Genomic DNA, 14,405 nt, shown 5'->3' on the forward strand with positions numbered 1-14,405 from the left:
ACATCAACCTCGGTTTGACTGTAATAATCATCGGGATCACGACGGCCCAATAACCACAGTCCACGCACATTTCCATCTACACGCAATGGCAAACTTAGACGCACCCACGATAAATATTCGTTGGCTAAAGGATAGAGATAACGATTCCCAAACTCTATCAATTTCAAAGCTTCACCATATCCTGGTAGTTGGTTCTTTTCTACATTATCCGTATAAATTGCTCTCACTTCATTTCCACTCTCCACGCGCAGCAACGCAGATTGACGTATCATCAAGCTGGGGAGCAGTTCACCTCGAACCAATTGGACCAGGCTTTTCTCTGTCAAACTAACCGTAATCCGGTTGGCGTAGCTCTCGACAAGTTGCTCTGACGGCAGTTTTATTCCCAACAAGTAAAATTCAAACCAGCGTATAAACCAGGGGTATCCAATCGCTGTCAAAACCGAAGAAAATAAAGCGATTATCAAGCCCGAACTCGTCAAGTTATCAAATGAAAAAAGCCAACCCATTACCAAACTTGTTAGTACAACAAAAATTCCTAACAGAATAAAAAAAACGTAGGCGGCAATAAGTCGATTCGCGCGTGCCTCTATCCCCCAAAAACGGCGTCGATAGATAGCATAAAAATATGCCACAGGAAGAATCGGCAGTGCAAGTAAACTTCCACCTCCAATTCTGGGAACAACACCAAATAACTGCACTATACCTAAGATAATAGATGGGGAGATCGCCCCGATAAAAGCAACAAATAGAAGACCAACATCACGCCGGAACTCTGGTTGAGTCAGGTAGTGCAAAAATAGTAAAACTACAATCCCAACAGTAGCCAATAGAAAGCCAAAATAATACGTGCCCCGTGGCAAGAGCAGAAACCATTCTGCGATGGCAAGGAAGATGCTGATACCATAAACCCCCCGAATCAGCCAGCGTGGCATTTGCCAAAGCGGCTTCGGAAACATCCAGTGCAGGTGTAAATACACGGGGACACACAACCACAGAACGGATGCAAAGAATACTGCCCCTCCCCATACCTGCCAACGAGACCAATTGCCGACGACCAACCAGATTGCTGTTAGATAGTTAAAACCAATGAATAACCACCAACGAGTGTCTCGGGGGCGAATCAATAGCACCGAAATGGTTCCAATCATCCAGAAAATAAAACCTAACCACCAAATATTAAATAATCGATTGATGATTTCCAGATAGGTAGGCCCTGGGAGTCTCCATAAGATCAATTTCTCCTGATCGTCCCGCTGCACAACTAAAGTAATTTCATCAAAAGTTTGAGTATTATTAAATAATGGCAAATAGGGATTTTCTCGATAGGCGCTCCAAGAGAGTTGGCCAACCTGGGTGAGCTGATCGCCTACAGCAAGACCATCTCCCTCTTGCGCTTGAATAAATAGTTCAATGATCTCTGCATTTGACGGATTAAAATCGAACCCAATATAGGGTGTTTGGAAAAACATCACATAGACAAAAACTACCAAAACACCAAGTATCAGCCAAGGGAGAGTGACATCAATGAAAGACCAATTACGCGAGGGGCGGTTCACAATGACTACACCTTATCTAAAAGATTAATAAGATATTCAACTGAAGTAATTCGATTTATGTAAATCATACACGTACTTTCTCTAATTTCTGGCGTGTATACTCAATCAACCCGCCAGCGTTGAAGATTTCCATCACGGCTTCGGGCAACGGTGGGAAGGTGAATGCCCCGGCAGCGCAGCGAATTTTTCCGGCGGCCAGGTCAATTTCGATGGTTTCGCCATTTTCGATGGCATCCACCGCCTCGGGGCAGGTCAGTGCGGGCAGGGCATTGTTCAGGCAGTTGCGGTAGTAAATGCGGGCGAATGAATTGGCAACAATCGCGCCTAAATTCGCTTCGCTCAAACACACAACAGCCTGCTCACGTGATGATCCACAGCCCCAATTCGTCCCGCCAATAATGATGTCACCGGGCTGCATGCCTTTGGCAAAGTTGGGATCCAAATCTTCCAGGGCGTATTGAGGCATCTCTTTGGGGTCGCTAACGGTATAGGTATACTTGCCCGGAAAGATCACATCGGTGTTAACGTTGTCGCCGTATTTCCAGACACGACCTTTAATTAGTTTGTTCATTTGCTTTCTCACAATCTGGTTTATCGGTTGAAAGTTTAAGGTCGAAGGTTATCCCTAGCACAACTAACTTTAAACCTTAAACGTGCAACCTGCAACCCTCAATGGTTTCATAAATCCTTCGGATGTGTAATCTCACCCGCCACCGCCGAAGCGGCTACAACCGCCGGGCTGGCAAGGTAAATGTCGGATTCTTTCGTGCCCATACGGCCGCGGAAGTTGCGGTTGGATGTGCTGATGCTGACTTCTCCCACCGCGGGGACTCCCATGTGATTGCCCATGCACGGCCCGCAACCGGGGCTTTCGATGGCCGCGCCCGCTTCGAGCAAAGTTTCGATGTACCCGGCTTTGAGCGCATCCAGATAAACTTGCGAGGAGGCCGGGATGACCAGCAAGCGCGTCCCGGGAGCGGTTTTACGGCCTTTGAGCACGGCGGCAGCGGCAGCTAAATCTTCCAGGCGGCCATTGGTGCAGGTTCCCAAAAAGGCCTGATGCACGCGCATCCCGGCGACTTTGGAAAGCGGCTGGGCATTATCGACGGTGTGTGGGCAGGCGATCATCGGTTCCAGGTCTTCGGCCCGGTAGGTGTAACTCTGGGCGTAGGTGGCATCCTCGTCAGGCAGGACCAACTCAAACTCCCGTCTGGCGCGTTCTGCTAAATAAGCGAGAGTCACATCATCGGGCGGGATCACGCTGTTTTTGGCGCCCATTTCCGCCATCATATTGGGCAAAATCGAACGCTGGGAAATATCCAGCGAGCGGATGGCTGCGCCGTGCCACTCAACCGACATATACAGCGCGCCGTCCGCGCCGAGGTCGCCGATGACTTTGATCGCTAAATCTTTGGCGGTCACACCGGCCTGGAACTGGCCGTCCACGGCGATTTTCATGCTCTCAGGGACGCGCAACCAGAGTGAGCCAACCGCCCAGATGGAAGCCATCTCCGAGCGGCCAATGCCCGCCCCGAAAGCGCCCATGACCCCGGCGTGGGGGCTGTGCGAATCGGAACCGAGGACGACTTCACCGGGCAGGGCCAGCCCCTCCTCTACGAGCACCTGATGGCAGATGCCGCGCCCTACATCGTAGAAGTTCTCGATGCCCTGTTCCGCGACAAACTCGCGGATGATGCGGTGATTTTCAGCGTGTTTGGTGGTCGGCGCGGGAGCAGCGTGATCAATGAAGATAGCGTGCATCTTGGGATCGAAAACGCGCTGGCCGCCCATCTCTTTAAAAATGCCGTAGATGGGGGCAGTGTTATCGTGTGAGAGCGCCACATCGGGTGTGATATTAACAATCTGACCAGGGACAGTGTGTGATAGCCCGGCTTTTTTGGCAAGGATTTTTTCGGCAAATGTTTGTGCCATAGCGATTCCTTCAATAAGGTGCGAAGAAAACAAATAAGTTAGTGTGTTCGTGCCTTGGTGGTTATTTTTTACCACGAAGACACGAAGTCTCGAAGATTAGCAAAAAGGGCTTTGCTCTTTGCAACCTCGCGGAAATGAGTTTTAGACGACCAAACGGCTCTTAAAAGGTAAGAAGGTCATAAAGTCGGCGTGATGGACGATGTAGGCTTCGGTGCTGCGTTTGACCAGATCGCCCTCGGCGGCGTGGGCAGCAATGATGTGGCAAACTTCGGCGGACACGCCGCACTCTTCGGCCAGTGAGACCCCGGAGAAGGGATGCCGCAGATATTTGCCATACACGCCCTGGAAGGATTTGCCATTCTTGTCGAGTTCGTATTCCAGCAACTTGCCAACGTCGGCCAGGATCGCCCCGGCAATGACGACATCCATGTTGATGGGCAACTCGTCGCCAAAGAATTCAATCATCTTGAGGGCGCTCTCTTTAGCGACATGCACCACAGCGCGTTTATGCGCCATAAAGCTGACTTTTAGATCCGGCCCGGCCAGCAGGGTGAAGGGAATGCGCTGCAAGTCCTCGGGGGTCAAAACGCTGCGTTCGAGGGCCAATTCCCAAGTTTTGGTGGTCGTCGCCCGCAGGTCGAGGTCTTCAATCCAGGCCAGCTCAGGCCAGAGTTCGTTAATATCCATAGATACCTTTCTACTGCATAAAAACTTAACGCAAGGGCGCGAAGATGCAAAGACGCGGGGCATTTTTTCTTTGTGTCTCTGCATCTTCGCGACTTTGCGTTTCTATTTTAGCTTCGCAATAATCGCATCTGCCATTTGGCTGGTGGAGGCGGCACCGTTCTCAACAACATTGGGCTTGCCGCGCATTTTCATCATATCGTAGGTGCGGACGTTACCTTCCTCAACAACTTCGGCAACGGCTTTACGGATTTTGGCTGCGATTTCAATTTCGCCGATGTGGTCAAGCATCATGCAAGCCGAGAGAATCATCGCAATCGGGTTGACGATGGAAGTTTCGTAATCGGCATATTTGGGGGCAGAACCGTGCGTCGGTTCAAAAACAGCCACGTCGGCGCCGACATTGGCGCTGCACGCAAAACCTAAACCGCCCACCAAACCGGCGAAGCCATCCGATATGATGTCGCCGAACATGTTACCGGCCACGATCACGCCGTAATCCTCGGGGTTCTTGGTCAGCCACATCATCTGCGCATCGATATTCGTATCCCATAGGGAGATGCCGGGATATTCTTTGGCAATTTCTTTGCCCAACGCCAGCATCATGCCGGAGGTCTCGCGAATCACATTGGGTTTTTCGCAAACCGTGACCGATTTGTAGCCAAATTTTTTGGCATATTCAAAAGCGGCCCGCAAAATGCGCTCAGTGGCCTTGCGGGTAAAAATGCGTGTCGAAACGGATAGTTCTGCACGCGGCGCATTACCGAAGTTCTTGGCGAATTTAGGATGCGTCATCAGGGCCTCGTAAACCTGATCGGGGGGATTGCTCCACTCGACGCCGCCGTACAAGCCCTCGGTGTTCTGGCGGAAAATAACGGTATCCACAACCGGCTCTTCCACGCCGCCATCCGCGCTGCGGCGAATGAAGTTTAGCGGGTTGCCCGTAAAAGTCTGGCACGGGCGGGCGCAAATATCCAGATTGAAGTGCTGGCGCAGGGCAACAATGGGGCTGTAATAAACCAGACCCTTATCGCGCAGTTCAGGCGCGAGTTCCGCATCCGCATCAGACTTGGGCTTGGATGTGATCGCCCCAAACAGGCCAATTTTGTGCTTCTCAAGCAGATCAATCGTGCGCTGGGGCAACGGATTGCCCTCCGAGCGCCAGAATTCCCAGCCAATATCGGCATGGACATAATTGGCTTGGAAACCGGCGGCATCCAGCACGCGGATCGCTTCCGGCAAAACGGCGTTGCCAATCCCGTCACCGGGCATTGAGATAATGGTTCGTTTGGACATAGTTCGAATTTCTCCTAAAATTCCATGATTTTTAACGCAAAGTCGCAAGGGAACAAAGCCGCAAAGATTTTTTATAATTTCCCTTTGCGGCTTGGCAGCTTCGCGTCTTTGCGTTAATTTGTTTTCACCTGTCGTACTACATCAATCACCGTGCCATCCACCCACTTGATGGCGGCGATGATCTTGTCTTCAAATTCAATCGTCTGCGGCACACCGCAAATACGTTCGCCTTCTTCTTTCAATTCTTGGATCGTCTTAATTGGCAGTCCCGAATCTTTGGTGGCTTCAATCAAATCCGTGCGCAGCGGATTGATGGCAATACCGCGCTCGGTGACGATGACATCAATCAGCTCACCCGGCCCGCAGATCGTAGTAACTTCATCGCGAATCACCGGGATGCGGTCGCGGAAAAGCGGGATCGGCAAAATAACCGTCTTGCCAAACAGGCAGTTCTGCCAGCCGCCGATACCGTGTAGCAGCAGCCCGTCGGAATGCGTGACCACGTTACCGTTGAAATTCACGTCCACTTCGGTGGCGCCCAAGATGACCACATCCAGTATGGAAGCAAAGTTGCCCTTGCCGTGATAGTTGTAGCTGGTGAAGGGGCTGGTGTTGACATGGTTGAAATTTTCGCGCATCGAGCGCACACCTTCAAGATCGAAGGTCTGCCCGTCGAGGATAGTTTCCACCAGCCCTTCTTCCATCATTTTGACAAGGTACTGGTTACTGCCGCCGCGGGCGAATCTGGCCTTGATGCCTTTCTCCCGCATAATCTCCCCAAAGTAGTTGCCAATCGAAAGGGCCGTGCCCCCCGCCCCGGCCTGAAACGAAAAACCATCCTTGATGATACCGGCCGCGTCGCAGAATTTAGCCGTCAGCTCGGCAATAAAGAGCCGGTCGGGGCTTTTGGTGATCTGCGTTGTGCCGGAGACAATCTTCTCCGGGATGCCAATCTGCTCCATCTCGACGACAATATCCACGTTATTGCCCTGAATCTGCCAGGGGATGCACGGGAACGGCACTAGATTGTCGGTGACAACGATCACATTATGGGCGTATTCCGAATCGGCTAGAGCAAAGCCCAGCAATCCGCAGGCAGATGGGCCGGTTAGACCGTTGGCGTTACCAAAGGGGTCGGCGGTCGGTGCGGCGATGACGGCAATATCAATCACCACTTCGCCATCCTGCACGGCCTGATAACGCCCGCCGTGTGAGCGCAGTACACCCGCGCCGCGCATTTTGCCTTCCGATGCGTAACGCCCCAGCGGGCCGTTCATGCTGCCCTCAATATGATGGATGGTCCCATCTTCAAGGCGCTCGATCAGCGGCTCGTGGCAGGGGAACGATGCCGACGGGAACCAGATCAAATCCTTAACGCCCAACTCGGCGGCGATGTTGAAAATCTGATTGGCAATCAAATCGCCGTTGCGGAAATGGTGGTGCGTCGAAATGGTCATGCCATCTTTCAGCCCAGCCTTGATGAGCGCGGCCTTCAAATCGGGGACGCGCTTGTCGCCATCGGCTGGGTAGTCGGCGCAGGTACGGAGCGGTGGGCCATATTTGCGCCCGCTGGTTTTGTAGCCATGCGGCCCCTGAAACGGGATCACCGCCTGGCCGTTAATTTCGGTGGGGATCATGCGTCCCACGGCGTTTTTGACAAATTCTTTGGTCATAATAGTTTCCTAAAGCCATTCACCACGAAGACACAAAGAACACAAAGTTTTTCTTTGTGGCCTTCGTGTCTTTGTGGTTTAAGCGTTTACTTCCTTCCAATCTGCGGATAATTTACCGGAGCAGATGGCGAGATCAATCGTGCGTTGGGCGCGTTTGACCACGGGCGGGTCGATCATTTTTGAACCCAGCGAGACGACGCCCAGCCCGAGGCGGGTGGCCTCGTCAAAAGCATGGACGATCTCTTGGGCTTTCTCGATCTCGCTCGGGGTGGGCGCGAAAGCCTCATGAATGACCTTAATCTGACGGGGATGAATGCAGCCCATACCGTCAAAGCCCAGCGATTTCGACTCCAGCACCACAGCTCGCAAGGCTTCCATATCCGAGACATCCGAGAAAACCGAATCAATCGGTTGGATACCAGCAGCCCGTGCAGCATTGACCAGCGTGCTGCGCGCGTAGAAAGTTTCGCGGCCTTCGTTGGTGCGCGGCGCGCCTAAATCGGCAGTGTAATCTTCAAGGCCGATGGCCAATGAAACGACACTCTCGGCGGCTGAGGCAATCTCGTAGGCTTTGACCACGCCCAGCGCGCTCTCGATGATCGGCATGATGTAAATGGGCTGATCTATGCCATATTGGACAGCAAGCTCTTTAATGCGAGTATCCACTTGCTCGACCTGCTCGGCGGATTCACACTTCGGGAGCAGGATCAGGTTCGGGTAATGCGGCACCACAAATTCCAGGTCCCGCAGGCCCATAGGCAATTGATTAATCCGCACCATGCGTTCCGCCCCATAAAAATCCACCTGACGCAGAGCGTTACGCACTAAATAACGCGCTTCTTCTTTTTTATCCGGGGCAACCGAATCTTCCAGATCGAGAATGATGCCATCGGGGGTATGAATCCCGGCGTTGAGCGCCAGCTTGGGCGTGTTGCCAGGCAGATACAGCCGCGAACGACGATAACGATCCTTGGCCGTGGTGTATTGATTCTGGGGTAGCAACTCCGGCCAAAATTCTTTATCGGTTTCAATAACCTGATGTACCGCGGCTTCGATGCGCGCTGCCAGCACGAAATCCAGCGCGCCACGATCTGCAATGGTGATATGAGCGTTTTCGATGCCAAAATGTGCCAGAATGTCGTGCGTCAGTGTGTTGATCGACTCGCCAAATAAAACCCCGATCTTGCTGGTCAGGTCAATTTGAATACCCCCGCTTGAAGTGAGTTCCAGGGTGACGTGACAATCCGAGCGAATATCCGCGCCCTGGTTGCCTGCTGTGCCTGTTTTGTTCAAAGCATCCTCCGAGTTCAGACTTCCGAGGTTTTACTTCTTCGCTTCGTTTGAAGTACTACGCGAAAACCTCGGAAATCTTGTTTCTATTCTTCAGCCTGGGCCAACTGCCAGCCGGTGGTGTTCTGGAAATGAGTGTGCATAGCCCGCTTGGCGGCTGCGGGCTGACCAGCCTGAATGGCCTGCAAGATCGGACGGTGCAGATCGGCCATCTCCTGGGCATTGACTTGATCCGCATAGCCGCGGCGCTGGTATCCGGCCTTGATATAGCCGTGCAGCACCTGCCGTAAATTTAAAATCAGATTGAGCAGCAAAGGATTGTTGGAGGCTTCGGCAATGGCGATATGAAAACCAATATCGTTCTCAACGGCCTGCTCTGGCCCGATGCCTTGCGCGCTGATGGCATCTACTAACTCAGCCAAATGCGCTTTCTGCTCATCCGTAGCAAACTCGGCGGCCAACGCGGCGGCTTGCTCTTCAAGCGCGCAACGCACATCAATAATATGCCGCAACTCCTGTTTGCTGAATACCATGCCCCAGTTCAGGCTTTGGCTCAAATAATCCGTATACGACTCGCTGACAAACGTTCCCGCACTGCGGCGCGTTTCCAGCAGACCAGCCACTACCAGCGATTTGACGGCTTCGCGCAACGTCGAGCGGCCCACGCCAAATTGATTCATCAATTCGGGTTCGGTGGGCAGGCGGTCGCCCGGTTTGAGCTGGCCTTTGGCGATTAACGCCATCAATTGCTCGGCGACCGCTTCGGCCAGGCTTTTGGATTCTATGGGGTGGAAAGTAGGGAAATCAGGCAACATAGGGGTTTAGTCTGTTCGTCTGATGAAGTGATGAAATTTTACCCCAGGGGGAACGTTCACACAAGGTTCAAAGTTGGTTTGTGCTCCCGAAGCAGATTTCACCCCCAAACATCTCCCCCAAAAAAGACCTCCGAGTTTTTTGAAACCTCGGAGGTCTTTTACTTTCAGTTAGTCGTTACGTCGCAGCTCGGCGCTCGTGGATGGGGAGTAAGAATACCGGGCGCTCGGTATGCTGAATGATGCGTTCAGCCGTGCTGCCCATGAACAGGCGATCAAGACCGCCGCGCCCGTGGGTTGCCATCATCAACACGTCAACGTCTTCACTATCCATCACGGAGACAATCGTTTCCGCGGGGCGAGAGCCCGTAACCAGTACCCGAGCAGGTACACCATCCGATTTAAGCGAAGCCGCCACGCCTTCCAGATAACTGCGAGACTTCACTTCCGCTTCATGGCGCAGAGCCTGAATCTCTTCGACAACCGCACCAAACTCTTCAGCTTCCGGAATTTCCGGGATGCCTAGCAAAATAACTTCGCTGCCAAAAGGCGTACTGGCTTTCACGAAGGGTAATACACGTTCAGCAAACTCTGAACCATCCAATGTAACCAGGATGCGCTTGAACGTGGGTACGATCACTTTGGCTTCTTCCACCGGGCGGACAACCAGCATCGGGCAAGTCATCAACTGGATGATGCGATTAGCGATACTACCCGTCAGCCAGCGGCCAAAGCCTGAGCGGCCATGTGTGGTGATAACCGCCAGATCAATGCCTTCTTCCAGCGCGAGACTGTTTAATGTCTCTGCAACCGTACCCGCCCGGAGCTTAGTCTGAACATCCACGCCTTCGGAGCCCAGCTTTTCAGCGATGTCATCCAGATAGGCTATTTTGCCTTGCAAACTTTTATCAAGCTGTTGCTTATCTTCGTCGGTCATTGGTAAGGACTTAAACCAACCCTGAGCCGGAACCACAGTCGCCAGCGTAAGTTTGGCCTGATAGGCTTTGGCAAGGGTTTTAGCTGCCGTCAGCGCTTGCTCAGCAAATGCAGAGCCATCCAATGGAACAAGAACGTGGGTAGGCGGTGAAACCTGCTTTTGCCAGGGACGGGCCGGCAGTGCCTGAACTTTTTCCGACGTAGCTGCCGCAACCGCCACTTCGTCGCCCGCACCAATCACCTGACCAAAGCCGAAGCCGCCTTGCATGGCTTCTTCCAACTGACCCAAACGCTCTTGCAATTCGCTGGGCGCACCCAGGCGGTTGCGAACATAGGTAAACCCGGCATAGAGCAACGGCACAAGGATGAAGTACATCCAGGCGCCTTCGTTGAAACGCTCCATGAAAATCACAATTGTGGCTCCAGTTGTCAGGATCGAAGCCAAAATTGTGCCAATCAAAGTAGCCAAATGCCCGCCTGAGAATTTTTCCTTAAGTTCGCGCCCCAGGCGCTTTGAAGCCGCCCAACCTGTCATACTGAGCAAAATAAATACACCCGCAGCATAAAGTGCCAGATAGGTTTCTTCATTGGTGCCAGCCAAAAGGAAGATTACCGAAACCAGCGCGACTTGCAGCCAAACCGGTTTATCGGCCACATCAAACCGATTGCGCTGCCCCAGCAAAGCCGGGATATAACGCCGATCTTTCAAACCCAGGAACAGGTTTTGAATACCTTGTGATGCCGCGGCAGAGGCCGAAAGCAGCACCGCAATACCAATCAGCGTGCCAATATAGGGCAGCGGCGCGGGCAATAGCGTATCCATGGTTTGCGTAAACACGGAAACTTCGTGCAAATTCGGATTCGACAAATCCCTAATTGCAGGACCAACAATGAGCATCGTCAGAGATGTGGTTCCCATAATGATGAGCAAGCTGCCAAATGCCTTACGGCCGCGCACCTCAGAAGAACCATCATAAGCAGCGACGAGATTGGCAAACACTTCGATCCCGGTCATCACCGCAAGCATACGCGTGAAACCACCAAAGGTAATATGTAAATATTCCCCAGTAAAGGCCTGAAATTGGAAATCCGGCAAATGAAAGCCATATTTCCAGATCGTTGCACCAATCATAGTGTAAAGCAGCAACAAAACAGCAGCGGTTGCCGGGCCAAAAGCGCGCGCGGCTGTTTTTGGTCCACGGTTGACTAACCAGCCAGTGACCACGCTGAGCGCAATTGCCACAAGTGCACGATACTGAATTCCAAGAATCGTTTCATTCAACACCGGGGCGCGATCGGCAATAAATGTGACCATGGCGGCCATACTAACCAGAAAAGTGAGTGTGTATTCAATCACGGTGATCGCGGCATTGATTTTTACGGCCCACCCGCCAAATTCTTCTTCACTGAGGCCGCTCCCCCCACTGCCATCACTGACCCATACCATCACCAAGCGGTACATGGTTGAAACAACGGCGATAGTGACAACAACCAACCAAATTGATGCGCCAAAAGTAATCGCCGCGACCCCAGCACCCATAGTAAAAATCAACCGCAAGAAGGGGCCGAAGACGTATAACGGCGAGGTAGCGGGATCACCACCACCGGCCAATGCGCCTTCAAATGAGTTCGTAAGTTTATGTGAAACATTACCTGCCATTAGATGAGTTCCTCCTAAGGAATAATTTAAAAAAAACACGCACCCGGAAAATTTTTGCGTTTCAACAGATAGCGCAGAATTTCAGGATCAGGCACCCAACGGCGCCTCACTTGCTAACTGGGCCATCGTTGTCTGAGCGAGTTCCTTTACAATCGTCGCTTGCAACCCGCCCCACCGATTGCGAACCGGGCAAGATTCCGCCAACGGGCAGGCCTCTTTTTCCTTGAGACAATCCGAGAGTAGAACAGGGCCTTCCATAACTTCAACAATATCACGCAAAGTTATTTCTTCAGCCAAACGCGCCAACTGCAACCCGCCCTTTGGACCCGGGAATGACTCAATCAAATTTTCCTGGGATAGCAGGGCAATGATGCGCTTCAGAAACGCCTGAGGAACCTGAGTCTCTTCCTGGATGAACCTGGCAGAAAGGCGCGCACCATACGGGCGCCGAGCCAGCGATAGAATTACTCGCACGGCGTAGTCTGTTTTGCGATTGATGTGAAATATAGACATTTGGTTAATTTAACGCACAAATTGTTTACCAAAAATGTAAACAATTTGTGCGTCCCACTCAATACCAAATATCATACATATTATGTGAAAAATGGCACTAATTTCAAACCGGGCGCTTTTAGCCCTCTACTTCTCCGGGAAGCGATAACAACACCCGCGTATATTCCCCGTTTCGACTTTCCACAGTCAATGCGCCGCCGATGACAGCCAGCATTGTGGCGTGCAGGTTCAAACCCTGCCCGCTGCCTGCGGAGCGAGAATCGCCATCCATGCCCGTGCCATTATCTTCAATCACGATCTTCAAACCATTTGCCCATTCAATGATAATGCGCAACTCAAGCTGCCGATCCGAAAAGCGTCCGTGGTGGGCGGCATTGCGGATGGCTTCGCGGGCGGCGTAGAAGATCACTTCAGCGGAGAGCGGCGACAAGGTGCGGCTGCTAGTTTCGGCTTCGGGGCTGATCTGCCATTCGATGGCGTCAAATGCGCCCCCAAGCTCGCTATCCAAAGAATGCTGCAAGGCCGCTACCAGTCCAACCTGAATCACTTGCGGAGCGATGAATTCGGGTGTTTTGCGCAGCAGATCTGCGATTTGGTGGTGCAAATCGCTAAGCGTATCCACAACTCTGGCATCATCACTGGTGAGCGCGAGCATGGCGGCGTGTAATTGCGGCAACACATCATCGTGCAGAGCGCGGCGTGTGCGGCGGTCCAACACCTGGCCTTCAACCATTTGCTGGCGCTGGAGGGCCATCAGGCGGCGGGCTAGTTCGGCGCTGGCGCGCGTATCGAGCAGACGTTCGCTAATCGTGCGGGCGATGTCGATTTCCTCCTGGGTGTAAAAACCTCCATCGCGCCTGGCCCCCAAATACAGGATTCCCATCAGGCCGCGCGCACTCCACAGGGGCACAGCCCACGCCCACGCCGCGTCCGTGGCGCGCTCCAGGGGCACACCGATCAACTCAGGGGATGCGAAAATCTCTTCAACATCGGGGATTTCTCCCATATCCGCATTCGCAGGATAAATCATCGGATCCGGTGTTAAGGAGGCCATCGGCCCAACCGCATCCAAATAAACTTTTTCCGCGCCGAGCATATCCCGGCACAGCGCAACGAAAGGCGTAGCAATGTCGGCATCCTGCGGCGAATGCGCCAATAATTGCTCGAAAACGCCAGGGCCAGAGACAAAAGCCCGCAAGCTACTCGTATACAGCTCGCGCTCCTGGAAGGTGCGCCAACTGAGCAAGGCGAAAAAGACCACAATCACCAGGGCGCTGAGCAACACACTGTACACCGGCCGCGAAAAAAGGGCCGTACCCGCGGCTATCAGCCCGGCATAGCCAGCCGCCAGAATTATTGCCCGATGCCAATAGCGCCTCAGGCCGCGGCGCGGCAGTGTCTTCCCGGTGAAAATTTCGTAGGCCGCCACAGCCTGCCCCATGAGCACCACCGACAGGGCAATCAGGGATGCAATCAGCAGATCAAACCTGGCAATGATTTCTGTAGTTTGTTGGCTGAAACTCTGCCCGTCGAGATTTTGCACCGCCCAGAGCATAACCCAGCCTACCAACAGGGAGACCAGAATTTGGGCGAGGGTGGCAGCCTGCAACCAGGGTCGGGCGCGCCGTCGGGCTGTGTCCCCCATTACGCGGGACGGCGGCCCGGGGTGACGCAAAACATCCGATGAAAGCAGTAAATTGAGCAAGATATAGAAAAGATAGGCCAGCACCAAGAGAGGTATACCGCGGACCGCGGGGGCGGCAGCAAGATCGAGCTGCGGGAACTGGGCAAAGGAGGGCAGCGGATTGGCGAAGAAAAGAAAGGAAATTACTACAACAGCCAGTACCGTTGAAGCCACAAACCAGGGCCAGTGACGGCGGTATAAACGCGTGCTGGGCGCGTTCCAAAATCCAGCATACCACAGCATGACCACGTACCAGACATAGGGAATGGTGACTACCGGCACCCAGCCCACATGCCACCAGAAATCCAGGTTGCGGCTGAAATAATCCAGGCCGTGGTCGATGATGATGGTATGGCTAAAAAAGAA

The 14,405-nt window shown here is 53.0% G+C and carries 11 protein-coding genes; all 11 read right to left on the bottom strand.

The window, feature by feature from the left end; all coding sequences use genetic code 11:
• Window positions 1-1,559 (bottom strand): hypothetical protein (locus HN413_13155; GenBank protein MBT3391343.1); only part of this gene is annotated, 1,559 nt, incomplete at its 3' end.
• 64 nt (window positions 1,560-1,623) lie between these two features.
• Window positions 1,624-2,130 (bottom strand): 3-isopropylmalate dehydratase, encoded by a 507-nt coding sequence (locus HN413_13160; GenBank protein MBT3391344.1) that lies wholly within the window; start codon window positions 2,128-2,130, stop codon window positions 1,624-1,626.
• Between the two features lie 107 nt (window positions 2,131-2,237).
• The gene (locus HN413_13165; protein ID MBT3391345.1) at window positions 2,238-3,491 is read right to left on the bottom strand and encodes a 3-isopropylmalate dehydratase large subunit; all 1,254 of its coding nucleotides are present in this window, start codon (window positions 3,489-3,491) and stop codon (window positions 2,238-2,240) included.
• 141 nt (window positions 3,492-3,632) lie between these two features.
• Window positions 3,633-4,241: an HDIG domain-containing protein gene (locus HN413_13170; GenBank protein ID MBT3391346.1), complete on the bottom strand. Its 609-nt coding sequence runs from the start codon at window positions 4,239-4,241 to the stop codon at window positions 3,633-3,635.
• 39 nt (window positions 4,242-4,280) lie between these two features.
• Window positions 4,281-5,471: an isocitrate/isopropylmalate dehydrogenase family protein gene (locus HN413_13175; protein ID MBT3391347.1), complete on the bottom strand. Its 1,191-nt coding sequence runs from the start codon at window positions 5,469-5,471 to the stop codon at window positions 4,281-4,283.
• Between the two features lie 113 nt (window positions 5,472-5,584).
• Window positions 5,585-7,144 (bottom strand): citrate lyase subunit alpha, encoded by a 1,560-nt coding sequence (gene citF, locus HN413_13180; GenBank protein ID MBT3391348.1) that lies wholly within the window; start codon window positions 7,142-7,144, stop codon window positions 5,585-5,587.
• Window positions 7,145-7,222: 78 nt separating this feature from the next.
• On the bottom strand, window positions 7,223-8,437 hold the full coding sequence (citD, locus tag HN413_13185) for a citrate lyase acyl carrier protein (GenBank protein MBT3391349.1): 1,215 nt from the start codon (window positions 8,435-8,437) through the stop codon (window positions 7,223-7,225).
• Between the two features lie 83 nt (window positions 8,438-8,520).
• The gene (locus HN413_13190; GenBank protein MBT3391350.1) at window positions 8,521-9,249 is read right to left on the bottom strand and encodes a FadR family transcriptional regulator; all 729 of its coding nucleotides are present in this window, start codon (window positions 9,247-9,249) and stop codon (window positions 8,521-8,523) included.
• A gap of 175 nt (window positions 9,250-9,424) precedes the next feature.
• Window positions 9,425-11,842, bottom strand: a complete 2,418-nt coding sequence (locus HN413_13195) for a universal stress protein (GenBank protein ID MBT3391351.1) — start codon at window positions 11,840-11,842, stop codon at window positions 9,425-9,427.
• 87 nt (window positions 11,843-11,929) lie between these two features.
• Entirely contained in the window at window positions 11,930-12,355 is a 426-nt protein-coding gene (locus HN413_13200; GenBank protein ID MBT3391352.1) for an Rrf2 family transcriptional regulator, read from the bottom strand.
• A 118-nt stretch (window positions 12,356-12,473) separates the two neighbouring features.
• A partial coding sequence (locus HN413_13205; protein ID MBT3391353.1) for a hypothetical protein occupies window positions 12,474-14,405 on the bottom strand: 1,932 nt, incomplete at its 5' end.

The sequence above is a fragment of the Chloroflexota bacterium genome (assembly GCA_018648225.1).
Taxonomy (GTDB): Bacteria; Chloroflexota; Anaerolineae; order Anaerolineales; family UBA11858; genus NIOZ-UU35.